General features: G+C 62.9%; 27 protein-coding genes. 21 read left to right on the forward strand and 6 right to left on the reverse strand.

From position 1 onward, the window contains the following. The first annotated feature begins 99 nt into the window (after nucleotides 1-99). The 10 genes from LOY22_RS00885 (at nucleotide 100) to LOY22_RS00930 (ending at nucleotide 8188) form a co-directional block, all read left to right on the forward strand. Nucleotides 100-900 carry an energy transducer TonB gene (locus tag LOY22_RS00885; RefSeq protein WP_045201766.1) on the forward strand — a complete coding sequence of 267 codons (801 nt, stop codon included), beginning with the start codon at nucleotides 100-102 and terminating at the stop codon, nucleotides 898-900. A gap of 28 nt (nucleotides 901-928) precedes the next feature. Then, entirely contained in the window at nucleotides 929-1657 is a 729-nt protein-coding gene (locus tag LOY22_RS00890) for a MotA/TolQ/ExbB proton channel family protein (RefSeq protein ID WP_038997727.1), read from the forward strand. Nucleotide 1658: 1 nt separating this feature from the next. Continuing rightward, the gene (locus LOY22_RS00895; protein ID WP_045201768.1) at nucleotides 1659-2060 is read left to right on the forward strand and encodes a biopolymer transporter ExbD; all 402 of its coding nucleotides are present in this window, start codon (nucleotides 1659-1661) and stop codon (nucleotides 2058-2060) included. Between the two features lie 171 nt (nucleotides 2061-2231). Next, complete coding sequence (locus LOY22_RS00900) at nucleotides 2232-2813, forward strand: alpha/beta hydrolase (RefSeq protein ID WP_258595807.1); 582 nt, start codon at nucleotides 2232-2234, stop codon at nucleotides 2811-2813. Nucleotides 2814-2882: 69 nt separating this feature from the next. Then, entirely contained in the window at nucleotides 2883-3824 is a 942-nt protein-coding gene (locus tag LOY22_RS00905) for a sigma 54-interacting transcriptional regulator (RefSeq protein ID WP_258595809.1), read from the forward strand. 176 nt (nucleotides 3825-4000) lie between these two features. Further along, nucleotides 4001-4786, forward strand: coding sequence for a MetQ/NlpA family ABC transporter substrate-binding protein (locus tag LOY22_RS00910; RefSeq protein WP_045201774.1), 786 nt, complete (start codon nucleotides 4001-4003; stop codon nucleotides 4784-4786). Nucleotides 4787-5237: 451 nt separating this feature from the next. Further along, complete coding sequence (locus tag LOY22_RS00915) at nucleotides 5238-5903, forward strand: amino acid ABC transporter permease (RefSeq protein ID WP_093377386.1); 666 nt, start codon at nucleotides 5238-5240, stop codon at nucleotides 5901-5903. After that, nucleotides 5884-6543 (forward strand): amino acid ABC transporter permease, encoded by a 660-nt coding sequence (locus tag LOY22_RS00920; protein ID WP_045201778.1) that lies wholly within the window; start codon nucleotides 5884-5886, stop codon nucleotides 6541-6543. Before LOY22_RS00915 ends, LOY22_RS00920 begins: the two co-directional genes overlap by 20 nt. Further along, complete coding sequence (locus tag LOY22_RS00925; protein ID WP_258595817.1) at nucleotides 6540-7313, forward strand: amino acid ABC transporter ATP-binding protein; 774 nt, start codon at nucleotides 6540-6542, stop codon at nucleotides 7311-7313. Before LOY22_RS00920 ends, LOY22_RS00925 begins: the two co-directional genes overlap by 4 nt. After that, nucleotides 7310-8188, forward strand: a complete 879-nt coding sequence (locus LOY22_RS00930) for a transporter substrate-binding domain-containing protein (RefSeq protein ID WP_045201781.1) — start codon at nucleotides 7310-7312, stop codon at nucleotides 8186-8188. The genes LOY22_RS00925 and LOY22_RS00930 overlap by 4 nt, the downstream gene beginning before the upstream one ends. Nucleotides 8189-8281: 93 nt before the next feature. Here LOY22_RS00930 and LOY22_RS00935 read toward each other — a convergent pair whose 3' ends face one another. Further along, the gene (locus LOY22_RS00935) at nucleotides 8282-10645 is read right to left on the reverse strand and encodes a penicillin acylase family protein (protein ID WP_258595819.1); all 2364 of its coding nucleotides are present in this window, start codon (nucleotides 10643-10645) and stop codon (nucleotides 8282-8284) included. An 84-nt stretch (nucleotides 10646-10729) separates the two neighbouring features. On the opposite strand from LOY22_RS00935, the gene LOY22_RS00940 reads away from it, so the two are divergent. Beyond that, nucleotides 10730-11278 carry a sugar O-acetyltransferase gene (locus tag LOY22_RS00940; RefSeq protein WP_093377375.1) on the forward strand — a complete coding sequence of 183 codons (549 nt, stop codon included), beginning with the start codon at nucleotides 10730-10732 and terminating at the stop codon, nucleotides 11276-11278. Here LOY22_RS00940 and LOY22_RS00945 read toward each other — a convergent pair. Further along, complete coding sequence (locus LOY22_RS00945) at nucleotides 11275-11844, reverse strand: DUF6436 domain-containing protein (RefSeq protein WP_093377366.1); 570 nt, start codon at nucleotides 11842-11844, stop codon at nucleotides 11275-11277. The two genes, LOY22_RS00940 and LOY22_RS00945, sit on opposite strands and share 4 nt — an antisense overlap. 98 nt (nucleotides 11845-11942) lie before the next feature. Between LOY22_RS00945 and LOY22_RS00950 the strand changes: the two genes are divergently transcribed. After that, nucleotides 11943-12884, forward strand: coding sequence for an alpha/beta hydrolase (locus LOY22_RS00950; RefSeq protein WP_195885428.1), 942 nt, complete (start codon nucleotides 11943-11945; stop codon nucleotides 12882-12884). Here the strand turns inward: LOY22_RS00950 and LOY22_RS00955 are convergent, their stop codons facing one another. Then, nucleotides 12885-13634: a DUF2059 domain-containing protein gene (locus tag LOY22_RS00955; protein ID WP_045201792.1), complete on the reverse strand. Its 750-nt coding sequence runs from the start codon at nucleotides 13632-13634 to the stop codon at nucleotides 12885-12887. It abuts the gene before it with no gap. A gap of 114 nt (nucleotides 13635-13748) precedes the next feature. Here LOY22_RS00955 and LOY22_RS00960 point away from each other — a divergent pair, with 114 nt between their 5' ends. Together LOY22_RS00960 and LOY22_RS00965 are read left to right on the forward strand one after the other, a co-directional pair. Further along, the gene (locus LOY22_RS00960) at nucleotides 13749-14381 is read left to right on the forward strand and encodes a 2OG-Fe(II) oxygenase (protein ID WP_045201793.1); all 633 of its coding nucleotides are present in this window, start codon (nucleotides 13749-13751) and stop codon (nucleotides 14379-14381) included. 1 nt (nucleotide 14382) lies between these two features. Further along, nucleotides 14383-14865, forward strand: a complete 483-nt coding sequence (locus tag LOY22_RS00965) for a DUF523 domain-containing protein (protein ID WP_258595831.1) — start codon at nucleotides 14383-14385, stop codon at nucleotides 14863-14865. Between the two features lie 67 nt (nucleotides 14866-14932). On the opposite strand, the gene LOY22_RS00970 is transcribed toward LOY22_RS00965, so the two are convergent. Further along, a complete protein-coding gene (locus LOY22_RS00970; protein WP_213602751.1) occupies nucleotides 14933-15700 on the reverse strand; it encodes a transporter substrate-binding domain-containing protein in 768 nt (255 codons plus the stop codon). A gap of 225 nt (nucleotides 15701-15925) precedes the next feature. On the opposite strand from LOY22_RS00970, the gene LOY22_RS00975 reads away from it, so the two are divergent. Next, a complete protein-coding gene (locus LOY22_RS00975; protein ID WP_045201806.1) occupies nucleotides 15926-16402 on the forward strand; it encodes a DUF4399 domain-containing protein in 477 nt (158 codons plus the stop codon). A 56-nt stretch (nucleotides 16403-16458) separates the two neighbouring features. On the opposite strand, the gene serA is transcribed toward LOY22_RS00975, so the two are convergent. Further along, on the reverse strand, nucleotides 16459-17688 hold the full coding sequence (gene serA / locus LOY22_RS00980) for a phosphoglycerate dehydrogenase (protein WP_045201808.1): 1230 nt from the start codon (nucleotides 17686-17688) through the stop codon (nucleotides 16459-16461). A 172-nt stretch (nucleotides 17689-17860) separates the two neighbouring features. Here serA and LOY22_RS00985 point away from each other — a divergent pair, with 172 nt between their 5' ends. The 4 genes from LOY22_RS00985 to LOY22_RS01000 all read left to right on the forward strand — a co-directional run bounded on the left by LOY22_RS00985 (nucleotide 17861) and on the right by LOY22_RS01000 (nucleotide 22047). Then, nucleotides 17861-19258: an FAD-binding oxidoreductase gene (locus tag LOY22_RS00985; protein ID WP_045201810.1), complete on the forward strand. Its 1398-nt coding sequence runs from the start codon at nucleotides 17861-17863 to the stop codon at nucleotides 19256-19258. Nucleotides 19259-19299: 41 nt separating this feature from the next. Beyond that, entirely contained in the window at nucleotides 19300-19965 is a 666-nt protein-coding gene (locus tag LOY22_RS00990) for a fumarylacetoacetate hydrolase family protein (RefSeq protein WP_045201812.1), read from the forward strand. Nucleotides 19966-20116: 151 nt separating this feature from the next. Further along, on the forward strand, nucleotides 20117-21049 hold the full coding sequence (locus tag LOY22_RS00995) for an SdiA-regulated domain-containing protein (RefSeq protein ID WP_093377345.1): 933 nt from the start codon (nucleotides 20117-20119) through the stop codon (nucleotides 21047-21049). Between the two features lie 86 nt (nucleotides 21050-21135). Continuing rightward, complete coding sequence (locus tag LOY22_RS01000) at nucleotides 21136-22047, forward strand: SdiA-regulated domain-containing protein (protein WP_195885432.1); 912 nt, start codon at nucleotides 21136-21138, stop codon at nucleotides 22045-22047. Between the two features lie 60 nt (nucleotides 22048-22107). Here LOY22_RS01000 and rpiA read toward each other — a convergent pair whose 3' ends face one another. After that, nucleotides 22108-22779: a ribose-5-phosphate isomerase RpiA gene (gene rpiA / locus LOY22_RS01005; protein WP_010222132.1), complete on the reverse strand. Its 672-nt coding sequence runs from the start codon at nucleotides 22777-22779 to the stop codon at nucleotides 22108-22110. A gap of 136 nt (nucleotides 22780-22915) precedes the next feature. Here rpiA and ilvA point away from each other — a divergent pair, with 136 nt between their 5' ends. Then, nucleotides 22916-24430, forward strand: coding sequence for a threonine ammonia-lyase, biosynthetic (gene ilvA, locus LOY22_RS01010; protein WP_045201818.1), 1515 nt, complete (start codon nucleotides 22916-22918; stop codon nucleotides 24428-24430). Nucleotides 24431-24471: 41 nt separating this feature from the next. Continuing rightward, nucleotides 24472-24900 carry a DUF2269 family protein gene (locus LOY22_RS01015; RefSeq protein ID WP_093377338.1) on the forward strand — a complete coding sequence of 143 codons (429 nt, stop codon included), beginning with the start codon at nucleotides 24472-24474 and terminating at the stop codon, nucleotides 24898-24900. Nucleotides 24901-24907 lie beyond the last annotated feature (7 nt).

The following is a 24907-nucleotide window of genomic DNA, read 5'->3' on the forward strand; positions in this document are numbered from 1 at the left end:
ATTACTTTAAGACATAAGTAACAGAAGTTGATGATCCAACCCAGCGAAGGCAATTGACCTGCCTTCGACGAAACGCACTCACGTCCCAGGAGTTGATCAATGGGTAATGTCCAGACCGCCGCCAGTGCTCACGATGTGCTTTGGCGCCAGTCGCCGAGCGGCGAGCTGGTCGACCTCGGTCGCCCGCTGCGGTTGCCGCTGGCGCAGTTGCGTCTGCAAAGCACGCCGAAAAGCGCGCTGAGCCGTCGGGAGAAGATTCTGCTCGGGGTGTTTGCCCTGGCCTTGCACGGTGCGCTGGCGTACTGGGTGAGCCAGGCGCCGACCCCGGTGTTGCCGGTGGTGCCGCCGGAAATCCCGCCGATGACCATCGAGTTTTCCCAGCCAGCGCCGCCGGCCGTCGAGCCGCCACCGCCACCGCCACCGGCAGTGGTCGAGCCGCCGCCACCGGTGGTTGATGAGCTGGCCGCCAAGCCTGCGCCCAAGCCGGTACCCAAGCCCAAGCCTAAACCTGTGCCCAAACCGGTACCCAAGCCTGCGCCCAAGGCGGTCGAGCAACCGCCCGCACCGCCACAACCGGCAGCACCACCAGCGCCCCCGGCACCGCCGGCACCAGCGCCGGTGACCCCGGCGTCGGCCAACGCCGCGTACCTGAAGAACCCGGCGCCGGAGTACCCGTCGCTGGCCCAGCGTCGCGGCTGGGAAGGCACGGTGTTGTTGCGGGTGCGGGTACTGGCCAGCGGCAAGCCGGGTGACATCCAGATTCAGAAAAGCAGTGGCCGCCAGCAGCTCGACGACGCCGCCCTGGCTGCGGTCAAGCGTTGGAGCTTCGTCCCGGCCAAGCAGGGCGACGTGGCCCAGGACGGCTGGGTCAGCGTACCCATCGACTTCAAGATCCGCTAATTCGCGCTAACAGAAGAGAGTATTGATCATGACTGTATTGGCATCCCCCCTCGAATCCATCGAAAGCGCGGTGATCTGGCTGCTGGTGGGCTTCTCCGTCGTCACCTGGGGCCTGGCCCTGGTCAAGGGCGTGCAGTTCGTGCGCCTGAAGAACCAGGACAAACGCTTTCACAAACAATTCTGGGCGGCTTCAAGCCTGGATTCCGCTGCCGAGCTCAGCCATGCACAACCCGGCGCCGCAGCCCGGGTCGCCCAGGCCGGTTACGCCGCTATCGCGGTCGGCGAGCCAGGCCAGCAAGCCAGCGACCTGAGCCAGGCGATCAACCATCAGGACCGCCTCGAACGTGCCCTTCGCCAGCAGATCGTGCGTGAGCGCCGCTCGCTGGAAACCGGCCTGGCGGTAGTCGCCAGTATCGGCAGCACCTCGCCCTTCATCGGCCTGTTCGGCACCGTCTGGGGCATCATGGAAGCGCTCAAGGGCATCAGCGCCGCAGGTTCGGCGAGCCTGGAAACCGTGGCCGGGCCGATCGGTGCGGCGCTGGTCGCCACCGGCGTCGGTATCGCCGTCGCGGTGCCGGCGGTGCTGGTCTACAACTACTTCCTGCGCCGCCTGAAGCTGACCGCCGCCGACCTCGATGACTTTGCCCACGACTTCTACAGCCTGGCGCAGAAGAGCGCGTTCCGGGTACTGGTGCACCCGACTGCCTACAAGGCCGCCGCTGGCCAGCACACCCAGAAAGTGAAGGAGGCATCCTGATATGGCCTTCTCGACCCAGGACAGTGACGAAGTACTCAGCGAGATCAACGTGACGCCGCTGGTGGACGTGATGCTGGTGCTGCTGGTGGTGTTCATCGTCACCGCGCCACTGCTGACCAACGCCATCCCGATCAACTTGCCCAAGACCGAGGCCGTGGCTCCGGTGGAACAGAAGGATCCGCTGGTGGTGAGCATCGACGGCGGCGGCAAGCTGTTTATCAACAAGGACGAGATCCAGCCGGATCTGCTGGAAACCAACCTGCAGGCGGCCAAGGCCAAAGACCCGGAACTGCGCGTACAGCTGCAGGCCGACGATGGCGTTAATTATGGGGAGGTGGCGCGCGCCATGGCCTCGATCGAACGTGCCGGTATCACCAAGTTGTCGGTGATCACCGCCCGTTGAGCAACATCTCTCAGGCAATGCTTCAGGGACCGGTCCTTCGGCAGGGGGTGGTCCCTTTTTTTATGGAAAATTTATATTTTGGTTATTAATAAATAGCTTCTTATTCCTTTACGAATATAACCACCCCCCTATACTTGGCCTCATGCACGCAAACGCAGCAGGAGGCGTTCCATGCGCAACGAGTCGATCCGTTACCTGATTGTGCCGGGCTGGCAAGGTTCGCCAGACGAGCATTGGCAAACCCACTGGCAGCAGGTGCTGCCCAACAGCGCCCGGGTCGAGCAGGCCGACTGGTTGAACCCGCAGCGCCAGGACTGGGTCGCAACTCTCGAGCAAGCGGTGGCCGCCGATGAGTCGCCGGTGATCCTGATCGCCCACAGCCTGGGTTGCATCACCGTTGCCCATTGGGCCGCGCAAGCCAGCGCTACCCTGTTGCGCCGGGTACGCGGTGCCTTGTTGGTGGCGCCGGCTGACGTCGAGCGGCCGACCTGTGCGCCGGCACTGCGCAACTTTGCACCGATTCCGCAGCTGCTGCTGCCGTTCCCAAGCCAGGTGGTCAGCTCCGACAACGACCCGGCTGTCAGTGTCCCGCGGGCCATGCAGCTGGCCCGTGCCTGGGGCGCCGAGACCGGTTTTCTGGCCGGTGCCGGGCATATCAACGTCAAGTCCGGGCACCGTCGCTGGGAGCAGGGCTTCGCTTACCTGTACCGCCTGCAGAACCGTCTGGAACAGCACGCTCTACGCCGCGCCTGAGCTTCAGGCGCTGACTATTTGCCTTGATTCGAACGCCCGGCCGGAAAGCGCCAAGGGCGGGAGTTTGCCATGAGTAATCACGACACCTTCGGCCAGCCTTTGTTGACGTTTCCCGAGCTGGACAAGAGCCCGCTGAGCATCCGCGCCAAGGCGCTGGTGTTCGTCGATCGGCGGTCGCGGCAATTGCGCGAAGAGCTCGAGCTGCTAGCGCCCCTGGCCCTGCCAGTGCTGATCCGCGGCGAAACCGGGACTGGCAAGGAATTGCTGGCCCGCCAGATTCATCGCGCCAGTGATCGCGGCGGCTTGTTTGTTTCGGTCAACTGCGGGGCGATCAGCCCGACCTATGCCGACGCCGAGTTGTTTGGCTACAGCGCCGGTGCTCACAGCGGCGCGGCCAGCAGCCGGGCCGGATGGTTCGGCTCGGCCAACGGCGGCACCCTGTACCTGGACGAAATCGCCGACCTGCCGCTGCCGATCCAGATCAAGCTGCTCTCGGCGCTGGAAAACCGCGAAGTCACCCGCGTCGGTGCCCAGCAACCAAACCCGGTGGACGTGCGCCTGGTCGCCGCCTCGAGCATCGACCTGGCCGAGGCGGTGAGCGCCGGCAAGTTCCACGACCGCCTGTACCACTACCTGCGCGAAGGCCAGCTGGAGCTGCCGGCCTTGCGTGAACGGGTCGGCGATATCCTGCCGTTGGCCGAGTATTTCGTTGGTATTTATAGCCCGCGCCTGAACCTGCCGGTGCCGTTGATCAGCGAAGCGGCGCAGCGGGTATTGGAGCTGCACAGCTGGCCGGGCAATACCCGTGAGCTTGAGAACGTCATTCACTTTGCCCTGCTGGTCAGCAGCGGTGAAGAAATCCTCCCCGAGCATTTGAACCTGCCGACACCCTTGAGCGCTCTGGCCAGCCAGCTGGAGCAGCTTCTGAGCCTTGGTGAGCCGGGTGAGCGCAGTGCTCTGCAACAATTGCTGGAGAAGACTCTGTTGCGTCTGACGCAACCCGCTGCCTGATGCCATGTATGGGGTGCATGGCGGCGTCCGTTGAAAATGGCATAAGCAGCAAAATAAAAGATATTGTTCTGGTATAAAAAATCTAGGTATTGTCCGCTTCAAGCCAGCTAGCAAAGTGCTGGCAACCCCCATCTTCGCCGTCGCCCGATGGCCATGTATTCGAATAAGGACTGCGCATGAAAAAGGCTCTGTTGTTGACTGCTCTGGCGGCCGCTCTGTCGGTTGCAGGTTTTGCCCAGGCGGGCGAGAAGCTGGTAGTTGCCGCTACCCCGGTACCGCACGCGGAAATCCTCGAGCTGATCAAGCCGACCCTGGCCAAGGAAGGTGTGGACCTGGAGATCAAGGTATTCACCGACTACGTGCAGCCTAACGTGCAGGTCGACCAGAAGCGCCTGGACGCCAACTACTTCCAGACCCTGCCGTACCTGAAGAACTTCAACGAAGGCAAAGGCACCCACCTGGAAACCGTGATCGGCGTGCACGTCGAACCCTTCGGCGGCTACTCGAAGAAGGTCAAGAGCCTGAGCGAACTGAAGGAAGGCGCTACCGTTGCCATTCCTAACGAAGGCAGCAACAGCGGTCGTGCCCTGCTGCTGTTGCAGAAGGCTGGCCTGATCACCCTGAAGGATCCGAAGAACGCCCTGGCGACCCCGAAAGACATCGCCGAGAACCCGAAGAAGCTGAAGTTCCGCGAGCTTGAATCGGCCATGCTGCCGCGTGTGCTCGATCAGGTCGACCTGGACATGATCAACACCAACTACGCCCTGGAAGCCGGCCTGAACCCGGCCAAGGACGCCCTGGTGATCGAAGGCGCCGACTCGCCGTACGTGAACTTCCTGGTGGCCCGTCCGGACAACAAGAACAGCGACGCCATCCAGAAGCTGGCCAAGGCCCTGACCAGCCCTGAAGTGAAGACCTTCATCGAGAAGAAATACAGCGGCGCGGTACTGCCGGCGTTCTAAGAGGCTACACACACATCCTGTGGGAGCGGGCTTGCCCCGCGATGCGATCTACCAGTCAAATCGCATCGCGGGTCAACCGTGCTCCCACAGTGCTTTCAATTCCCCGCATTGACCGCCCGGCGCAATGCCGTCAGCCACTTGATCAGTTCTTTTGCATCGAGAGTGGGGGCGCTATTCATCCTTTGTCTTCCTTGTTGGTGTGATGGGTCGACAGCGCTTGGATGGCATTTTCAGCAGAAAGATCCCGTCACCGCCAAGGATTTCGCAGGTTAGCTGTTTGGGTGATATCAATATGCAATAAAGGTATTTAAAGAAATATTTTTATACCTTTAGAGTCTACCTATTGTGCTCACCCGCACTGACAACCCCTGTGTAGAGCCGCCCGTTTACCCTCGGGCCGGTCCGAGATCCTGTCCATGTCGCATCGTCATCGTCTGCCGAGGCTCACTCCATGAGCTTCGACTTCGCCTTTATCCTTAGCACATTGCCAGCCTTTCTCAAGGCGGTGGGCGTCACACTGCAAGTCGGCCTGATCGCCATCGGTACTTCGCTGCTGGTGGCGCTGGTCAACGCCGCGATTCTGGTTTACCGCACGCCGTACCTGCAGCGCCTGGTCAAACTCTACGTGGAGCTGGCGCGCAACACGCCGCTGCTGATCCAGCTGTTCTTCGTTTACTTCGCCTTGCCGGAACTGGGCCTGAAGATTTCCGGGTTCGCCGCGGCGATCATCACCATGACCTTCCTCGGCGGCGCCTACCTCACCGAGGTGCTGCGCGCCGGCGTCGAGGCGGTGCCGGTGGCGCAACTGGAGTCCGGCCGCTCGATCGGCCTGTCGGAAAGCCAGCTGCTGCGCCATGTGATCCTGCCGCAGGCGGGGATCCTCAGCCTGCCGGCGCTGTTCGCCAACTTCATCTTTTTGCTCAAGGAAACCACCGTGGTGTCGGCGGTGGCGGTGCCAGAGATCCTCTACACCACCAAGAGCTACATCGCCCTGTACTACAAGACTTACGAGATGCTCGCGGTGCTGACGCTGATCTGCGTGCTGTTGTTCCTGCCTTTGTCGCTGCTGCTCAGCCGCCTGGAACGGAGGCTGCAACATGGCCAGTTCGGGTCTTGAGTTGTTGCTGGTGTCTTTGCCGCAACTGGGCAAGGGCGCTGCGCAAACCCTGGCGATTTCGGCGCTGAGCATCCTCTTTGCCACCCTCGGCGGCGTGCTCTACGGCGTGCTGGCGACCTTGGGCAAACGCAGTGTGAACCTGCTGCTGCGCATCTACCTGGAGCTGTTTCGGGCGATTCCGGTGCTGGTCTGGTTGTACCTGCTGTTCTTCGGCCTGCCGATTTTCTTTGCCGTGAGCATCCCAAGCTTCTGGTGTGCGGTGCTGGTGCTGTCGTTGTGGGGCGCCAGCGAAGTCGGCGAGGTGGTGCGCGGGGCTCTGCAGTCGTTGCCGCGCGGGCAGCGTGAAGCGGGGCTGTCGATCGGCCTGTCCGGTGTGCAGTTGTACGGCTACGTGCTGCTGCCCCAGGCGCTCAAGCGCATGACCCCGCCGACCATCAACATCTACACGCGGATCATCAAGACCAGCTCGCTGGCCGTGCTGATCGGCGTGGTCGATGTGATCAAGGTCGGCCAGCAGATCATCGAACGCACCTACGAGTCGGTGCTGATCTACGGCGCGCTGTTCCTGTTCTTCTTCTTCATTTGCTACCCGCTGTCAGCCGCCTCGCGCGCGCTGGAGCGTCGCTGGACACACGCATGAGCGCACTGATCGAGTTCAAGGGCTTCAATAAATTCTTCGGCGAGCAGCAGGTGCTCGACCACGTCGACCTGCAGGTGCGCAGCGGTGAAGTGGTGGTGATCCTCGGCCCCAGCGGCTGCGGCAAGAGCACTTTGCTGCGTTGCCTCAATGGCCTGGAAAGCGCCCACAGCGGCAGCCTGCGCCTGGCCGGTGAAGAGCTGCTGACGCCTGGCACCGACTGGCGCCAGGTGCGCCAGCAGGTCGGCATGGTGTTCCAGAGTTATCACCTGTTCGGCCACATGAGGGTGATCGACAACCTGCTGCTCGGCCCGCTCAAGGTGCAAAAGCGCGAGCGCCGCGAGGCCCAGGCCCAGGCCGAAGCCCTGCTGGCCCGGGTTGGCCTGCTGGACAAGCGCGACGCCTTCCCGCGCCAGCTTTCCGGGGGCCAGCAGCAACGCATCGCCATCGTCCGCTCGCTGTGCATGAACCCGCAAGTGATGCTGTTCGATGAAGTCACCGCAGCGCTCGACCCGGAAATGGTCAAGGAAGTGCTGCAAGTAATCCAGGGCCTGGCGCGCGACGGCATGACCCTGCTCATCGTCACCCATGAAATGGCCTTCGCCCGCGCGGTGGCCGACCGCATCGTGTTCATGGAGGCCGGCAGGATCCTTGAACAGCGCGACCCCGAGAGCTTCTTTACGAACCCGCAGAGCGCACGCGCGCAGCAGTTCCTGGAGAAATTCTCCTTTGTTGAAAGCCTGCCCAAAACACCCGCAAAGGAATTGTCATGAAAACTGCCAAGACGTCGAAACTGCTGTTGTCCCTACTCGGCCTGGCCTTGCTGGCCGGCTGCAACAAGGCTGAAGAACCGGGCAAGCCGGCCGCCGCTGGCGCCGCCCCAGCCACCAGCTACCTGGAAACCATCAAGGCCCGCGACAAGCTGATCGTCGGCGTCTTCACCGACAAGCCGCCATTCGGCTTTGTCGATGAGGCCGGGCGCTATGTCGGTTTTGATACCGACATCGGCCGCCAGTTTGCCAAGGACCTGCTCGGCGACGAGAACAAGGTCGAGTTCGTGGCGGTCGAGCCTGCCAGCCGTATTCCGTTCCTGCAAAGCGACAAGGTCGACCTGATCCTGGCCAACATGACCGTGACCCCGGAGCGCAAGGAAGCGGTGGAGTTCACCAACCCCAACCTGCGGGTGGCCGTGCAGGCCTTGGTGCCGGAAGGCAGCAGCGTGAAAAAACTCGATGACCTGGCCGACAAGACCACCATCGTCACCACCGGCACCACCGCCGATATCTGGCTGACCAAGAACCATCCGGACTGGAAGCTGCTCAAGTTCGAGAAGAACACCGAGTCGCTGCAGGCCCTGGCCAGTGGTCGTGGTGATGCCTATGCCCAGGACAACCTGATCCTGTTCAGCTGGTCGAAACAGAACCCGGGCTACCGCGTGCTGGAAGAAAAACTCGGTGAGGAAGCGCCGATTGCACCGGCGGTGAAGAAGGGCAACATCGAGCTGCGCGACTGGGTCAACGCCGAACTGGCGCGCCTGGGCGAGCAGAAGTACCTGCTCAAGCTGTATGACCAGTATGTGCGCAAGGAACTGAGCGATGACACCAAGCCTGAGAGCGTGATTGTCGAAGGCGGTAACTGGCAGGGCTGATCAATCGCGGGGCAAGTCGGGTCGCCGCACCGCCGCTCCCATCAGTGTCGGTAGGAGCGGCGGTGCGGCGACCCGACTTGCCCCGCGAAGCTTTCAAGGCACCAGCTTCAAGGTGCTCTGCGCCGGAATCACCCCCATCTGCGCCTTGTGGTAGCGGCCCTCGATATAGTCCTTGGCCTGGTCGCCATAGTGGCGGTCAAACAACACCCCGCTTTGCCCGACCGGGTTGATGGTCAGGGCCTGGCCGGCATCGGCAAAGTCGATCAGGCGCCGGGTCGATGGCCCATAGGTCACCGGCCATGGCGCCGGGCCGATTTTCGCCGACAGGTTGTTGGGCACTTCATGGCTGCCCGGCGCGGCGAACGGGCCGACGTTGAACAACAGGTTGAGCGGCTTCTGCAGCCCCAATGGGTGGTTGTGGGTCAGGGTGTGTGCCTTGCCCCATTGCCAGCCTGCCGGGTCGTTGCCGAAGGTCTCGCGCAGGTGCGCCAGGGTGTTGCCCCAGGCCTGCTTCACCGCTGCGGTGCGATCGCCTTGCTCGCTGCTGCCCTGTTTGCCCCACCAGGGTGAAGCGACGTCGGCCGCCAGGCGCGGCAATGCGGCGTCGATGGCGCGGGTGCTGATCAGGGTCTGGAACCAGGTGTCGCCCAGCTCGTCGTGCAGCGCCGCGTAGGCCAGTTCGTAGAGGAACTGGTTGAACAGCGTGGCACTGACCGAGTCCACCGGATAGTCACCATTCCACGCCGCCAGTTGCTCGACCAGTTCCTTCTCCTGATCGCCCTCGGCCACTTCGCGCAGCACTGCCAGTAGCGGCGCCAGGGTGCGCGGGCCGTAATCGGTGGCGGTGTCCAGTTGCAGCGCCTGGCTGTTTTGCTGGTCCCACTTGATCTGCGGGTCGGCCAGGTGCTGGTTCAGGCGCTGGCCACGGTCGGCCAGGTTGTAATAGCCCGGCACCGGTATGTTCGCTGGCGGCTGGAAGTTGGCCGAGACGATGTAGCCGCTGGCCGGGTTCTGCGCCTGCGGGTTGGCGCTGAAAGGATAAAAACCGAGCTTGTCGGCCTGCGCCGTACTGCCATCGAGAATGAAGCCCGGGTTGACTCCGGCAGGGCGAATCGGCAACTGCGCCGCCGCCCACCAGCCGATATCGCCACGGGCGTTGGCCCAGATCAGGTTGAGCCCGGGTGCCTGGATCTTCGCCGCCGCGGCGCGCATCTTGTCGAGGGTGTCGGCACGGTTGACCTGGTAGAAGCCATCGAGGATCGGGTTCTCGGTCTCCAGGAACGCCCACCACACGGCAATCGGCGTCGGGCCCGCCATGTCGCCCAGTACCGTGTTGACGATCGGCCCATGGGGCGAGCGGCGCAGGGTGATGTCCACCGGCGCCTCATTCTTCACCGCGATCTGTTCGTGGGTCTGGCTCAGGGTTTGCCACTGGCCGTTGATCTTCACTTGCTCGGGGTTGTCGGGGTTGACCTGTTCGGCGATCAGGTCGACGTCATCGTTCTGGAACATGGTCAGGCTCCAGCCGAAGTCGCGATTGTGCCCGAGTGATGCGAAGGGGTTCAGCGCCTGGTGATAGCCGTAGAGGTTGAAGCCGGGCGCGCTCAGTTCCGCCTCGTACCACACCGATGGCACGGCGAAACTGATATGCGGGTCGCCGGCCAGCAGCGGCTTGCCGCTGCGCGTGCGGCTGCCGGCAATGGCCCAGGCATTGCTGCCTTCGTATTGGGGAATGCCGGCATCGCCCAGGGCTTGCTGGCTGAGCTGCGCAAGCTGCTGCAGGCTTTGCCAGTCGCTGGCGGCCAGGGCTGGCGTGCTGGCCAGGGCGCCTTGCGGGTTCCAGTCGAGGTCGAAGATCTTCAGGTAGTCGGCGCCCAGCTGGTCACGGATATAGGTCAGCGCAGGCTCGGTGCGGAACGCTGCGGCAAAGCTGTAGGCCATGTAGCCGGCGATGCTGATGGTGTCCTGGGCGGTAAAGGGCCGTGGCGAGATGCCCAGCACGTCGAACTCCATCGGCTTGGGATGGCTGTCCTGCCAGGCGTTGACGCCCTCAAGGTAGGCCTGCAGGGCCAGCCAGGCGGGCGAGGTTTTGTCCTGGCGTTCGACGTAAAGCTCGGCCTGCTCGCGAATGCGCAGGCTGCGGAACAGGGTGTCGGTAGCGACCAGTTTGCTGCCAAGGATCTCGGCCAGCTCGCCACGGGCCAGGCGGCGGATGATCTCCATCTGGAACAGGCGATCCTGGGCATGCACATAGCCCAGGGCACGGTACAGGTCGGCCTCGTTCTGCGCCTGGATATGTGGCACGCCGCGGGCGTCGTAGCGCACATTGACCGGTGCCTGCAGGCTGCTCAGGGTAACCTCGCCCTGGCGTTGCGGCAGCTTGCCGTGCACGTACCAGTAACCGCCGCCGGCGGCCGCGGCGATGACCACGGCGAGGAAGGTCAGGCTGCGCTTCATCGTGACTCCTTGTGCTTTTTAGCGGATCGTGTGGTCCGATCATCGAGGTAAAGTCGGACAGAGGATAGCCCCAAAGGAGGGAAGATGAGTCTCAGTGAAAAGCAGAAGATGCTCAGCGGCCAGCTCTATCACGCCAGCTGCCCGCAGCTGCAGGCCGAACAGATCGCCAACAAGCACTGGATGCAGCGCTACAACAACAGCGCCGAGCTGCTCAATGAGCAGCGCCATGGTTTGCTGGTCGAGCATTTCGGCAAGGTCGGTGACGGCGCGGTGATTCGCCCACCGTTCTATTGCGACTACGGCTACAACATCAGTGTCGGCGCCAATGTGTTCATGAACTTCAACTGCGTGATCCTCGACGTCACCCCGGTAAGCATCGGCGATGACTGCCAGATCGGCCCGGCGGTGCAGATCTACACCGCCGACCACCCGCTGGACCCGGCGCTACGCCGCAGCGGCCTGGAAAGCGGGCGGCCGGTGAAGATCGGCAGCAATGTGTGGATCGGCGGCGGCGCGATCATCCTGCCGGGGGTGACGGTGGGCGACAACGCGGTGATCGGCGCCGGCAGCGTGGTCACCCGCGATGTGCCGGCGGGTGCCACCGTGGTGGGCAACCCTGCGCGGGTGCGCTAGGGCTGCCAGGGGCAGTAGCAGCCCACCGCCATGGTGTGCGTGGCGCTGACGGCGCGGCCCTGGCTCAGGGCGAGCAGGATCGGCTCGATGAAGCTGTTGCTGGAGTTGCAGGTGGCGCCTTCGCTGTAGGGGCCGAAGTAGGCCAGTTGGCCGTTACGGTCCCAGATCGCCACGCCGGGGGTGGCCGGCAGGTGTTCGGCGCCGGGCAGCTCGCCCAGCGGTTTGAGCGCACTGAGGGTGGCAGGCAGTTGGCCGCGGGTGCCGGGTTTTTGCACCACGTAGAACTCCACGCCTTGGGGGGCGAAGTGCTCGATCAGCTCGCCCAGGTGCTGCTGGTTGCCGACGTTGCACGGGCAGGCCGGGTCCCAGAAGTGCACCAGGCGGATCGGGCCGGGGCCGGCAATGCCCGCCGGCAGTTGCAGGCGGTCGCCGGAGAACAGCGCGGTCTGGTTGTCGAAGGTGCGCAGGTAGCGGCTCTGAAAACTGTCGTAGGCCCACCACAGGCCGGCGCCGCAGAGGGCGGCGAGCAACAGGCCAAGCAGGGTACGCAGGGGCGAGCGGGGCATGTCGGCAGTGTCCGAAAAAAGTCGCTTAGCTTGCCATGCCGGCGGCGACAGATGAATATCACAGGTCAATAACCCGCTTTTGTGTCTGGAATTCTTTTATGCCCGCGTCATTTCAGCCCGACTCCCTACGTGCCAGCCTGACCTCCCTGGCGGCGCGGCAGCCGCTGTCGACGCAGGGCCAGGCCTATCAGCGCTTCTACGGGCTGGATCTGCCCGCCCGCGAAGAGGCCCCGCAGAGCTGGCTCGGGCGCTTCGACGCCGCAGGTTTCGAGGTGGTCGGCCAGGTGTGGCTGCCGGCAGCGCCAGTGGCAACGCTGATTCTGCTGCATGGCTTTTACGATCACATGGGCCTGTACCGGCATGTCATCGACTGGGCGCTGGACCAGCACTATGCGGTGATTTCCTGCGACCTGCCGGGGCACGGGCTGTCCAGCGGCGAGCGGGCCAGCATCGATGATTTCAGCGCCTACCAGCAGGTGCTGCATGCGTTGTTCGAGCAGGCCCGCAGCCTTGAGTTGCCGCAGCCCTGGCACCTGTTCGGGCAGAGCACCGGTGGCGCCATCGTCGTCGACCATCTGCTGCATCACGGCGCCCAGAGCCCGGCCCAGGGCGAGGTGATCCTGCTGGCGCCGCTGGTACGGCCACGGGCCTGGCGCTGGTCGAAGTTCAGCTACCGGGTGCTCAAGCCGTTCGTCAACGGCATCGAACGGCGCTTTAGCGAGAACAGCAACGACCCGACCTTCTTGCCGTTCCTGCTGGCCGATCCGCTGCAGCCAAGGCGCCTGCCGACGGCCTGGGTCGGGGCGCTGCTCGATTGGGTCAAGCGTATCGAGGCGGCGCCGCTCAGCCCGCGCCAGCCGCTGATCATCCAGGGCGAATGCGACATGACCGTCGACTGGCCGTACAACCTCAAGGTGCTGGGGGAGAAGTTCGCCGCGCCGCGGATCCTGATGATCCCCGAAGCGCGGCATCACCTGGCCAACGAGCTGCCGGCGATTCGCGCGCGCTATTTCGAGTTCATCGACCAGCGCCTGGGCTGATCACTTCAGCTGCGAGGTTTCCTGGCCCACCGCAAGGCCGGCGCGGATCGCCGCCAGGGCCGCCTTGTAGTAAGCCTTGCCTTCAGCGGATTCGGCAAAGGTGGCGAACTCTTCAAGCTCGGCGTCGGACAGGTCGCGATAGACGTACAGCAAGGTGTTGTTCAGCTCGCTGCCGATCTGCTCCATCAAACGCTGGCGCTGGCCGTCGAGCAGGCCCTGGGCCTGGCCGCCACCGAGCAGGCCGGGGATCATCTGGCTAAGGCTGTCGGCGGCGACCCCGGCAATCGCCAGGCTCACTTCGGCACCGGCTTCACGGGCCGGCAGGGCCTGGGCCAGGTGGCCGATGATCAGCAGGCGGTTGTCGCTGGCCTGGACCTTGGGCAGGCCCTTGGCATTCTTGGCCAGCTGGTCGCGACGGGTGGCGAGCAGTTCGGCGGCGACGATCTTGCGCCCCAGCGGCGACTGGAAGAACGCCAGGGCCGGCGCTGGATCGCTGAGATTGGCGCGCAATTGGGCCTCGGCGCGTTTATCCACGGCCTGGGCCTGGAAGCGCTGATTGCTGTTATTGACCAGCGCCTGGTAAACCGCAGGCGGCAGGCTGTTGCGATAGCGCTGCTGGGCGGCATCGAGGGCATCGGTAAAGTGGGCGCGCTGCTCGGGCCAGCCGGCGACCTTGTAGAGTTGGTCGAGGCTGTCTGCCCAGACAGGCGTGGTGCAGATCATCATCAGCAGTAAAAACAAACGGCGCATTCAGGACTCCTGTCGGCAGGGCGCTATTGTCCTTGCCATGGCGGGGCTTTGTCGAGAAGCCATTGCATACTCTCGGCCAAGTGGCGCTGTCGGATTTCGCAGCAGATCGATACTATGCGCGACATGCACATATCCCCTGATGACCCCCTGCTGTTGCGCATCGTCGACGACCTGGCCACCCGTGGCTGGTCGCAGCAAGATACCTTTCTTCCAGAGCCTCTGACCCTGGCGCTGGCGGCCGAGTGCCGCAAACGCGCCGCCGAGGGCGAGCTGGAACCGGCAGCCGTGGGTCGGGGCGTTGCCCAGGAGGTCCGCGAGGGCATCCGCGGCGACCGCATCCAGTGGCTGGAGCCCGGCCAGGCCGAGCCTTGCGACCACTACCTGGCACTGATGGACAGCCTGCGCCTGGCCCTCAATCGCGGGCTGTTCCTCGGTCTTGAGGACTTCGAGTGCCACTTCGCCCTGTATCCGCCGGGTGCCTTTTATCGCAAACATCTTGACCGCTTTCGCGACGACGACCGGCGCATGGTTTCGGCGGTGATCTACCTCAATGAAGGCTGGCAGCCCGAACATGGCGGCCAGCTACGCATGACCCTCAAGGGTGATGTCGAGCACGACGTGCCGCCGATTGGCGGTTGCCTGGTGATATTCCTTTCCGGCGAAGTCCCCCATGAGGTGCTGCCGGCCCATCGCGACCGCCTGTCGTTGACCGGCTGGTTCCGCCGCCGTGGCAACGAGCCGTTCTGAGATGCACAAGGTCCTGGTCAGTGCCTGCCTGCTCGGCCAGCCGGTGCGCTATGACGGACGCGCCAGCGGCCATCCGGAATTGCTCCAGCAGTGGCAAAACCAGGGGCGCATCGTGCCTTTGTGCCCTGAAGTGGCCGGCGGCTTGGCAACGCCACGGCCACCGGCGGAGATCCCCGGTGGCCAGGGCGCAGCGGTGCTCGAAGGTGACACGCAGGTACTGACCGTCACGGGCGAGGATGTCAGTGTGCAATTTCTGGCCGGTGCGCAGCGGGCGCTGGAGCTGGTGCGGCGGCATGGCATCCGTATCGCGGTGCTCAAGTCAGGCAGTCCTTCGTGTGGCAATCTGCTGACTTATGACGGTACCTTCAGTGGCACCAAAGTCACCGGCGAAGGGGTGACTGTGGCGTTACTGCGCCGGGAAGGGGTGCAGGTGTTCAGTGAGCTGGAGCTTGAGGCGGCAGAGCAAGCCTTGAAACAGCTTTAACACCATCGCGGGGCAAGCCCGCTCCTACCGGGCCCGGTGGGAGCGGGCTTGCCCCGCGAAGCTTTTGTTACTTCGGCGGCTTGCTCGCATCCATCCCGAACCACTTCTGCGACAGCTCGCTCAAGCGGCCATCGGCCTTGATTCGCTGCAGGGCGTTGTCCACAGCGCTCTGGAACGCCGGGTTTCCCTTCTGAAACGGAATCGCCAGGGTCAGGATCGGGCCAACGGTGGCCCCCTTGCTCACCGCTTGCTGGCTGTCGCGGATGGCATAGGGCACCAGCAAACGGTCGCTGATGGCGGCATCGATCTGGTCGCTGGCCACGTCTTTGATCGGCTGCATGGCATCCGCGTAGCTGCGCAGGTCCACGCCTTCGACCACCCGCGCCTGTTCGGCGAACTGGCTGCCCTGGACCACGCCCAGGCTATGGCCCTTGAGGGCCTGGAGGGAACTCAGCGGGCGCTTTTCTTCCTTGCGCACGATCAGTTGGGCACTGGAATACGCGTAGGGCTCGCTGAAATCCAGGCGCTCCTTGAGCTCAGGGGTAGCGGCGATGTGGTTGATGGCGATGTCGTAGCTGCCGCTTTCAACGCCTTGCAGCAGGTCTTTGGCTTCAACCACGACAAACTCGGCGCGCACATCCAGTTCGTTGGCCAGCAACTGTCCAAGCTCGACTTCGAAGCCGCTCAGCTTGTCGTTTTCCTTGAAATTGAACGGCGCCATGTTGGCTTCTACGGCAATGCGCAGTTCACCGCGGTCGTTGACGTCGTCGATCAGCTCGGCCTGTGCCCATGGGCTGAGCAGGGTGGCAAGTAGTACCCCAATGGCAAAACGCATTTAAGCCCCTTGAATGCTTGGCAGTGAAATCGAGTCGCCGCGACTTTCTGGTGTTGTCACGGTCGAACACAACTTAAGACCACGTCAGGTGGAGGATGTTTAACGGGCGGCGAAATTTTTCTGTCACCGTTGTTAAACATGTTTTGACGCATTTGGACTATGGTAATCCACCGTTGCCGTTCGTTCAGTGGCAAGGGTTATTGAAGTAAAACACAGGAGAAGTGAATGAAAAGCCTATTTTCGCGTGCAGCCGTCGCCGGATTGCTGATGGGGGTCTCGGCCTTTGCCGCTGCCGCCGATGGCCTGAAAAGCCAGGAGCCGCCAAAAGCCGCCAAGGTCTTCATCGTTTCCCCGGCCGATGGCGCCACGGTCGACCAGACCTTCACCGTCAAATTCGGCATCGAGGGCATGGAGCTCAAGCCGGCGGGTGATCAGACCCCGCATAGCGGCCACCACCACTTGCTGGTGGACGTCGATCAAGAACCTGCAGCCGACCAGGTACTGCCAACCAGCCTGCTGCCGGAAAACAACGCGCCGCTGGCGGCGGGCCCGCAAGTGCTGCACTTCGGCAAGGCACAGACTGAAGTAAAACTGACCCTGACCCCGGGCAAGCACACCCTGCAACTGGTGCTGGGCGACAAGTTCCACGTGCCGTTCAAGCCAAGCGTCGAGTCGAAGAAGATCACCGTTACCGTCAAGTAAGGCGGGCATAAAAAAGGGAGGCCATCACGGCCTCCCTTTTTTGTCGCACGGAAAACTTAGAACAGAACGCGGGAACGGATGGTGCCCTTGATCTGTTGCAGTTTTTCTTGCGCCAGGTCCGAGTACTCGGCGTCAACGTCGATCACCACGTAACCGACTTTCTCGTTGGTCTGCAGGAACTGACCGGAGATGTTGATCCCGTTTTCGGCGAACACTTTGTTGATTTCGCTGAGGACGCCCGGGATGTTTTCGTGGATGTGCAGCAGGCGGTGTTTGCCCGGGTGCGCCGGCAGGGCCACTTCAGGGAAGTTGACCGACGACACGGAAGTACCGTTGTCGCTGTACTTGACCAGCTTTTCGGCCACTTCCAGACCAATGTTGGCCTGGGCTTCAGCGGTGGAACCGCCGATGTGCGGGGTCAGGATCACGTTGTCCAGGCCACGCAGCGGGCTTTCGAATTGCTCGTCGTTGGAGCGCGGCTCGACCGGGAACACGTCGATGGCGGCGCCAATCAGGTGCTTGTCCTTGATCGCCGCAGCCAGGTGATCCAGTTCGACCACGGTACCGCGGGCGGCGTTGATCAGGATCGAGCCCTTCTTCATCGCGCGGATTTCTTTCTCGCCGATCATCCACTGGGTGGATGGCAGCTCAGGCACGTGCAGCGAGACGATGTCGGCCAGACCCAGCAGTTCGTTGAGGCTGGTGACCTGGGTCGCGTTGCCCAGTGGCAGCTTGGTCAGCGGGTCGAAGAAGAACACCTGCATGCCCAGGCTTTCGGCCAGGACCGACAGTTGCGTGCCGATCGAGCCGTAGCCGACGATGCCCAGCTTCTTGCCGCGGATCTCGAAGGAGTTGGCCGCGCTTTTGATCCAGCCGCCACGGTGGCAGGAAGCGTTTTTCTCGGGGATGCCGCGCAGCAGCAGGATCGCTTCGGCCAGCACCAGCTCGGCCACCGAGCGGGTGTTGGAGTACGGCGCGTTGAACACGGCGATACCGCGCTCACGAGCGGCGTTCAGGTCAACCTGGTTGGTACCGATGCAGAAACAGCCGACAGCGACCAGTTTCTTGGCGCAGTCGAAAACCTCTTCGGTCAGTTGAGTGCGCGAGCGGATGCCGATGAAATGGGCATCAGCGATCTTTTCTTTCAACTCAGCGTCGGGCAGAGAACCGGTGAGGTACTCGATGCTGGTATACCCGGCGGCCTTGAGGACGTCCACGGCGGATTGGTGGACGCCTTCGAGAAGAAGGAACTTGATCTTGCTCTTATCGAGAGAAGTCTTGCTCATCTGCGTAAACCTGTGTCCCGGAGAAAAATGGCAGGGAAGTGAAGCTCTCGCAGCATCGGCCTGAAGCACGATCAGCGGGGGGCGTATGCTAGCATGAGTACCCCCCGATACGCCCATCCCTGGGACGTGAAGAGTGCTCAGGGTGACTATGAATAGTTCGAGAGTTCTATCGATGACCGATTCTGCGCTGATTGATGAGCTGATGACCCTGGTAGAGCCCGGCAAGGTGCTGACCGATGCCGCCTCCCTTGAGGCTTACGGCAAGGACTGGACCAAGCACTTCGCCCCCGCGCCCTCGGCCATCGTCTTCCCCAAGAGCATCGACCAGGTCCAGGCCATCGTGCGCTGGGCCAACCGGCACAAGGTCGCCCTGGTGCCGTCGGGCGGTCGCACCGGGCTATCAGCTGCAGCGGTGGCGGCCAATGGCGAGGTGGTCGTGGCGTTCGACTACATGAACCAGATTCTCGATTTCAACGAGTTCGACCGCTCGGTGGTCTGTCAGCCGGGGGTGGTTACCCAGCAGCTACAGGATTTTGCCGAAGACAAGGGCCTCTACTACCCAGTGGACTTTGCCTCGGCAGGTTCCAGCCAGATTGGCGGCAATATCGGCACCAATGCCGGCGGGATCAAGGTTATTCGCTACGGCATGACCCGCAACTGGGTGGCCGGCCTCAAGGTTGTCACCGGCAAGGGCGACCTGCTCGAGCTGAACAAGGACCTGATCAAGAACGCCACCGGCTACGACCTGCGCCAGCTGTTCATCGGCGCCGAGGGCACCCTGGGCTTTGTGGTCGAGGCGACCATGCGCCTGGATCGGGCGCCGAACAACCTCACGGCGATGGTCCTCGGTACCCCGGATTTCGACTCGATCATGCCGGTGCTGCACGCTTTTCGCGCCAAGCTCGACCTGACAGCCTTCGAGTTCTTTTCCGACAAGGCCCTGGCCAAGATCATGGGCCGTGGCGACGTGCCGGCACCGTTCGAAACCGACTGCCCGTTCTATGTCTTGCTGGAGTTCGAAGCCAGCAACGAAGAGGTGGCCAATGATGCCCTGGCCACTTTCGAGCACTGCGTCGAGCAGGGCTGGGTGCTCGACGGCGTCATGAGCCAGAGCGAGCAGCAACTGCAGAACCTGTGGAAGTTGCGCGAGTACATCTCCGAGACCATCTCGCACTGGACCCCGTATAAGAACGACATTTCCGTGACCGTGTCGAAAGTACCGGCGTTTCTCAAGGATATCGACGCGATCGTCGCCGATAACTACCCGGACTTCGAAGTGGTCTGGTACGGCCACATCGGCGACGGCAACCTGCACCTGAACATCCTCAAGCCCGACAACCTGAGCAAGGACGAGTTCTTTGCCAAGTGCGCGACGGTCAACAAGTGGGTGTTCGAGACCGTCGAGAAGTACAACGGCTCGATCTCTGCCGAGCACGGTGTCGGCATGACCAAGCGCGACTACTTGACCTACAGCCGTTCGCCGGTCGAAATCGAATACATGAAAGCAGTGAAGGCGGCGTTCGATCCTAACGGGATCATGAACCCGGGCAAGATCTTCGCGGTCGAGTAAGCCACAGGCACAAGAGCATCCAATAGCGCCAGGAGTCGGTAATGAGCTATCAGCACCAGTATGTAGACGGCACGCGTATTCACTTTCCGCTGGGCAAGGTGGTGTGCATCGGGCGCAACTATGCAGAGCACGCCAAAGAGCTGGATAACCCGATCCCGAGCGAGCCGCTGCTGTTCATCAAGCCGGGCAGTTGCGTGGTGCCGCTGGACAGCGGCTTCAAGATCCCGACCGAGCGTGGCTCGGTGCACTACGAGACGGAAATTGCCGTGTTGCTCGGCAAGTCGCTGTCCACCAGCCCCACCGAAGAAGAAGTGCTCGACGCCATCTCCGGCTTTGCCCCGGCCCTGGACCTGACCCTGCGCGACCTGCAGGCGCAGCTCAAGGAAAAGGGCCTGCCGTGGGAGCGCTCCAAGTGCTTCGATGGCGCCTGCGTACTGCCGCCGTTCGTGCCGGTCGGTGCCTTTGAAGACCTGACTGACATCGGCATCCGCCTGACCCTCAACGGTGAGGTGCGCCAGGACGGCAACAGCGCGCTGATGCTCAACCCGATCGTGCCGATGATCCAGCACATGGCCACGCAATTCTCGCTGCTGGCCGGCGACGTGATTCTCACCGGTACCCCGGTTGGCGTCGGCCCGCTCAACCCCGGCGACCAACTGGTGCTCGAACTGCCAGGCGTCAGCCGTTTCGAAAGCCAGGTGCTCTGAACCACCGACGTGGCAGCCAGAAATACTGGCTGCCATACTGCCCGTCGGCTTTTGCCATTTTTTTCACAATCGATCCGGATAATGCTTGCGGACCTGGCTCTGCGAAATGTGCCGGTACGGTGTTATCAACTGGCAAAAAGAGCACAAATCCATGGCCACTCCTCTTCCTTCGAGCAATTCCCTGCCGCCTGCGCGCAAGCGTGGCCTGGCCCTGCGCTGGTCCACCTGGCTGGTGGCCGCGGCGATCATCGGCTATGGCGTGGCGATCGCCATGCATTGGGATGACCGTGGCCTGCTCTGGTTGCAGGAGCGTTTCGAAAGTCAGAGCGAGCAACAGGCGAGCATCTGGTTGCCGGACTACCAGGTCGATATCGATGCCAAGGTATTGCCGGGCATGGAGGACGATGAAGCTTCAGACCTGTCCTACAACCCGGTGAGCAAAACTCTGTTCGCGGTCATGGGCAAGAATCCCTTTCTGGTCGAACTGACCCTTGAAGGCGATGTGCTGCGCAAGATGCCCCTGGTGGGCTGGAGCAACCCCGAGGGCGTGGCCGTGCTTGAAGGCGGGCGCCTGGCGATCGTCGACGAGCGCGATCACAAGATGACCATCGTCACCCTTGCTGCCGACACCAAGTCGCTGAACATCGCCGATTTCCCCCAATACGACCTCGGCCCCTCGGCAAACCAGAACAAGGCCTTCGAAGCCGTGGCCTGGGACCCTCTGCAGCAGCGCATCATCCTCGGCGAAGAGCGGCCGCCGGCATTGTTCACCTGGAAAAGCGACGGCCACAGCCCGCTGACCGGCGACAAGCAGCCGCTGCCAAGCGACGAACTGGACCTGCGCAACCTCTCGGCGCTGGGTGTCGACCCGCGCACCGGGCATCTGCTGGTGCTGTCGGCTGACTCCAACATGCTCCTGGAGCTGGACGAGAAGGGCGAGCAGGTCAGCTTCATGACCCTGCTGGGCGGCTTCAACGGCCTGAAGAAGCGAATTCCGCGCGCCGAAGGCGTGGCGATGGACGAACACGGCACGCTGTACATCGTCAGTGAGCCGGACTTGTTCTATCGTTTCAAAAAGCCGTGATTTCAGACTTTTCCTACGTCAGGATTTAAGTTTCGCTTCAGTTGAGTGTGGGAAGATTCAGGCTGTCACCCAAAGAGTCCACCTGAATGCGTCGCTACATCCGCCTGCCGCTGATTTTCCTGGTTGCGAGCCTGCTCGCCTTGCTCCTGGTCGCCGTTGCCGGGCAGCAATACCGTTTGTTCGAGCGCGGCTGGTTCAACCTCAAGACCTGGTGGCAGCCGTTCGAGCAGAGCATCGGCCTGGATCAATACCAGGTGGTGCTTGAGGCGCAACCCATCGAAGGCCTGGACGACGATATCTCGGCGCTGACCTTCGACCCTGACCGCAACAGCCTGTTCACCGTGACCAACAAGCGTTCCGAGCTGATCGAGCTGTCGCTGGACGGGCGTATCCTGAGGCGCGTGCCGTTGACCGGCTTTGGTGATCCGGAGGCGGTGGAGTACGTCGGCGCCAACAGCTACGTGATTACCGATGAGCGCGAGCAGCGCCTGATTCGCGTGCGCCTGACCGACAACACGCCGTTTCTCGACGCCAAGGATGCCGAACAGCTGACCCTGGGCATTGGCCTCAATGGCAACAAAGGCTTTGAGGGCCTGGCCTACGACTCGGCCGGCAAGCGTCTGTTCGTCGCCAAGGAGCGCGACCCGATGCTGATCTACGAGGTGCATGGCTTCCCCCACGACAACCCCGAGCAGCCGTATGCGGTGCATGTGGTACAGGACCAGAAGCGTGATTCGCGGTTGTTTGTGCGGGATCTGTCGAGCTTGCAGTTCGATGAGCGCAGCGGCCACTTGCTGGCGCTGTCGGATGAGTCGCAACTGGTGCTGGAGCTGGATGTGCAGGGCAAGCCGTTGAGCACCTTGTCGCTGCGCAAGGGTTTTCAGGGCTTGAACAAGAGTGTGCCGCAGGCCGAAGGCATCGCCATGGACGATGCCGGGACCATTTACCTGGTCAGCGAGCCGAACCTGTTTTACGTGTTCAAGAAGCCGACCGAGTAGGCATTATCGCGGGGCAAGCCCGCTCCTACATTGTAGGAGCGGGCTTGCCCCGCGATGCTATCAGGCCTTGAGGCTCTTGACCCCTTCCGAAGTCCCCAGCAACAGCAGATCCGCCGGGCGCGCCGCGAACAGGCCGTTGGTGACCACGCCGACAATCGCGTTGATCTGGCTTTCCAGCTCGACCGGGTTGGTGATCTGCAGGTTGTGCACATCGAGAATGATGTTGCCGTTATCGGTCAGCACACCCTCGCGGTACACCGGGTCGCCGCCAAGCTTGACCAGCTGGCGGGCCACATGGCTGCGGGCCATGGGGATGACTTCGACCGGCAGCGGGAAGGCGCCCAGCACCGGTACCAGCTTGCTGGCGTCGGCGATGCAGATGAAGGTCTTGGCCACGGCGGCAACGATCTTCTCGCGGGTCAGGGCCGCGCCACCACCCTTGATCAGGTTCAGGTGCTCGTCGCTTTCGTCGGCGCCGTCGACGTAGAACTCCAGGTCACTGACAGTGTTCAGCTCGTACACCGGAATGCCATGACCCTTCAGGCGTGCCGCGGTCGCTTCGGAGCTGGCGACCGCGCCGTCGAAGGCGGTCTTGTGCTTGGCCAGGGCGTCAATGAAGCAGTTGGCGGTCGAGCCGGTGCCGACGCCGACGATGCTCTTGTCGTCGAGCTTGGGCAGAATGAAATCGACAGCGGCCTGGGCGACAGCCTGTTTGAGTTGGTCCTGGGTCATGCGGGCTCCGAAGCGGGGAGGAGTATCGTGAAGGCGCGTAGTATAGCGGCTAAAACCGCTGCCTTGCTGTGGTCGCCCGACAGGGCGCTGGGGTAGACTCGCAAACCCCGCCCAACCGCTCAGTGATGCTTTCCCGATGCTCGAACAGTACGTCAAGAAGATCCTCACCTCGCGCGTTTACGACGTCGCCGTCGAAACTCCGTTGCAGACCGCCGGCCAGCTGAGCAAGCGTCTGGGCAACAACATCCTGCTCAAGCGTGAAGACTTGCAGCCGGTGTTCTCGTTCAAGATTCGCGGTGCCTATAACAAGCTGGCCCAGCTCAGCGCCGAGGAACTGGCCCGTGGCGTGGTCACCGCATCGGCTGGAAACCACGCCCAGGGCGTGGCCCTGGCGGCCCGTGAGCTGGGGATCAAGGCCACCATCGTGATGCCCAAGACCACCCCCGAGATCAAGATCGAAGGCGTGCGTTCGCGCGGCGGCAAGGTGGTGCTGCACGGTGACTCGTTCCCGGAAGCGCTGGCTTATTCGCTGAAGCTGGTGGACGAGAAGGGTTATGTCTACATCCACCCCTATGACGATCCGCACACCATCGCCGGGCAGGGCACCGTGGCCATGGAGATCCTTCGTCAGCACCCGGGTCAGCTGGACGCGATCTTCGTCCCGGTCGGTGGTGGCGGCCTGATCGCCGGCATCGCCGCCTACGTGAAGTACCTGCGCCCGGAAATCAAAGTGATCGGCGTCGAGCCGGACGACTCCAACTGCCTGCAGGCCGCCATGGCTGCGGGTGAACGCGTGGTATTGCCGCAGGTCGGGCTGTTTGCCGATGGCGTGGCGGTGGCGCAGATCGGCCAGCACACCTTCGACATCTGCAAGGACTACGTCGACGCGGTGATTACCGTCAGTACCGACGAGATCTGCGCAGCCATCAAGGATATCTACGACGATACCCGCTCGATCACCGAACCTGCCGGGGCTCTGGGTGTTGCCGGGATCAAGAAGTACGTCGAACTCAATGGCGTGGCCGGCCAGACCCTGGTGGCCATCGACTCCGGCGCCAACGTCAACTTCGACCGCTTGCGCCATGTTGCCGAGCGCGCCGAGCTGGGCGAGGGCCGCGAAGCCATCATCGCCGTGACCATCCCCGAGCAGCCGGGCAGCTTCAAGGCCTTCTGCGAGGCGGTGGGCAAGCGCCAGATCACCGAATTCAACTACCGCTACCATGCCGACGGCGAAGCACACATCTTTGTCGGCGTGCAGACCCATCCGGATACCGACCCGCGTAGCGCGCTGATCCAGAGCCTGACCGAGCAAGGCTTCCCGGTGCTCGACCTGACCGACAACGAGCTGGCCAAGCTGCATATCCGCCACATGGTCGGCGGCCATGCGGCGCGGGTCAGCGACGAGCTGGTGCTGCGTTTCGAGTTCCCGGAGCGTCCGGGGGCGCTGTTCAACTTCCTCAACAAGCTCGGCGGGCGCTGGAACATCTCGATGTTCCACTATCGCAACCATGGCGCGGCCGATGGTCGCGTGGTCGCCGGCCTGCAGGTACCGGATGATGAGCGCCACCTGGTGCCGGCGGCGCTGGCCAAGATTGGCTACCCGTACTGGGACGAAACCGATAACCCGGCGTACCGGCTGTTCCTGGGCTGAGCGTCTACGCTGTTGGGCAACGCCTGAGGAAGAAATAAGAAATGGAACTGCTGACTACCCTGAAAATCGCCCACATCCTGGCCACCGTGTTGCTGCTGGGCAGCGCCCTGGGGCTGGCGATCTGGACCTTTATCGCGCGCCGCAAGGGCGATGCCAGTGCCCACACCCGGCTGATGGCCCGGCCGCTGGTGTTTGTCTGGCTGTTGATGGGCATCTGCCTGGTGAGCATGCCCTTTACCGGCTGGTGGCTGGTGCACCTGATCGGCTGGCCGCTGGGCCAGACCTGGGTGCTGGGGTCCAGCGTGATCTACACCTTCGCAGCGTTCAGCTGGTTCTGGCTGCTGGCGCGGGTCAACCGCCTGCGCACGGCGCCGACTGTGGGCAACCCGAAATTCACCCTGGCGCTGGCGGTGTTCAGCGGTGTCTGTTTTATCGCCATCGCCGGGCTGATGGGTGCCAAGCCGGTCTGATCATGCG

The sequence above is a fragment of the Pseudomonas sp. B21-035 genome (assembly GCF_024748945.1).
In the GTDB taxonomy this organism is placed as follows: domain Bacteria; phylum Pseudomonadota; class Gammaproteobacteria; order Pseudomonadales; family Pseudomonadaceae; genus Aquipseudomonas.

Excerpts from the sequence above, each read along its gene's own strand:
- LOY22_RS00990 (WP_045201812.1), top strand. The coding sequence starts at position 19,300 with ATGAGCTATCAGCACCAGTATGTAGACGGCACGCGTATTCACTTTCCG.
- LOY22_RS00930 (WP_045201781.1), top strand. The coding sequence starts at position 7,310 with ATGAAAACTGCCAAGACGTCGAAACTGCTGTTGTCCCTACTCGGCCTG.
- LOY22_RS00910 (WP_045201774.1), top strand. The coding sequence starts at position 4,001 with ATGAAAAAGGCTCTGTTGTTGACTGCTCTGGCGGCCGCTCTGTCGGTT.
- rpiA (WP_010222132.1), bottom strand. The coding sequence starts at position 22,779 with ATGACCCAGGACCAACTCAAACAGGCTGTCGCCCAGGCCGCTGTCGAT.
- LOY22_RS00920 (WP_045201778.1), top strand. The coding sequence starts at position 5,884 with ATGGCCAGTTCGGGTCTTGAGTTGTTGCTGGTGTCTTTGCCGCAACTG.
- LOY22_RS00975 (WP_045201806.1), top strand. The coding sequence starts at position 15,926 with ATGAAAAGCCTATTTTCGCGTGCAGCCGTCGCCGGATTGCTGATGGGG.
- LOY22_RS00960 (WP_045201793.1), top strand. The coding sequence starts at position 13,749 with ATGCGCGACATGCACATATCCCCTGATGACCCCCTGCTGTTGCGCATC.
- LOY22_RS00940 (WP_093377375.1), top strand. The coding sequence starts at position 10,730 with ATGAGTCTCAGTGAAAAGCAGAAGATGCTCAGCGGCCAGCTCTATCAC.
- LOY22_RS00955 (WP_045201792.1), bottom strand. The coding sequence starts at position 13,634 with ATGCGCCGTTTGTTTTTACTGCTGATGATGATCTGCACCACGCCTGTC.
- LOY22_RS00885 (WP_045201766.1), top strand. The coding sequence starts at position 100 with ATGGGTAATGTCCAGACCGCCGCCAGTGCTCACGATGTGCTTTGGCGC.
- LOY22_RS00895 (WP_045201768.1), top strand. The coding sequence starts at position 1,659 with ATGGCCTTCTCGACCCAGGACAGTGACGAAGTACTCAGCGAGATCAAC.
- LOY22_RS00970 (WP_213602751.1), bottom strand. The coding sequence starts at position 15,700 with ATGCGTTTTGCCATTGGGGTACTACTTGCCACCCTGCTCAGCCCATGG.
- LOY22_RS00900 (WP_258595807.1), top strand. The coding sequence starts at position 2,232 with ATGCGCAACGAGTCGATCCGTTACCTGATTGTGCCGGGCTGGCAAGGT.
- LOY22_RS00935 (WP_258595819.1), bottom strand. The coding sequence starts at position 10,645 with ATGAAGCGCAGCCTGACCTTCCTCGCCGTGGTCATCGCCGCGGCCGCC.
- LOY22_RS00945 (WP_093377366.1), bottom strand. The coding sequence starts at position 11,844 with ATGCCCCGCTCGCCCCTGCGTACCCTGCTTGGCCTGTTGCTCGCCGCC.
- serA (WP_045201808.1), bottom strand. The coding sequence starts at position 17,688 with ATGAGCAAGACTTCTCTCGATAAGAGCAAGATCAAGTTCCTTCTTCTC.
- LOY22_RS00995 (WP_093377345.1), top strand. The coding sequence starts at position 20,117 with ATGGCCACTCCTCTTCCTTCGAGCAATTCCCTGCCGCCTGCGCGCAAG.
- LOY22_RS01000 (WP_195885432.1), top strand. The coding sequence starts at position 21,136 with ATGCGTCGCTACATCCGCCTGCCGCTGATTTTCCTGGTTGCGAGCCTG.
- LOY22_RS00890 (WP_038997727.1), top strand. The coding sequence starts at position 929 with ATGACTGTATTGGCATCCCCCCTCGAATCCATCGAAAGCGCGGTGATC.
- LOY22_RS01015 (WP_093377338.1), top strand. The coding sequence starts at position 24,472 with ATGGAACTGCTGACTACCCTGAAAATCGCCCACATCCTGGCCACCGTG.
- LOY22_RS00925 (WP_258595817.1), top strand. The coding sequence starts at position 6,540 with ATGAGCGCACTGATCGAGTTCAAGGGCTTCAATAAATTCTTCGGCGAG.
- LOY22_RS00950 (WP_195885428.1), top strand. The coding sequence starts at position 11,943 with ATGCCCGCGTCATTTCAGCCCGACTCCCTACGTGCCAGCCTGACCTCC.
- LOY22_RS00965 (WP_258595831.1), top strand. The coding sequence starts at position 14,383 with ATGCACAAGGTCCTGGTCAGTGCCTGCCTGCTCGGCCAGCCGGTGCGC.
- LOY22_RS00915 (WP_093377386.1), top strand. The coding sequence starts at position 5,238 with ATGAGCTTCGACTTCGCCTTTATCCTTAGCACATTGCCAGCCTTTCTC.
- LOY22_RS00905 (WP_258595809.1), top strand. The coding sequence starts at position 2,883 with ATGAGTAATCACGACACCTTCGGCCAGCCTTTGTTGACGTTTCCCGAG.
- ilvA (WP_045201818.1), top strand. The coding sequence starts at position 22,916 with ATGCTCGAACAGTACGTCAAGAAGATCCTCACCTCGCGCGTTTACGAC.
- LOY22_RS00985 (WP_045201810.1), top strand. The coding sequence starts at position 17,861 with ATGACCGATTCTGCGCTGATTGATGAGCTGATGACCCTGGTAGAGCCC.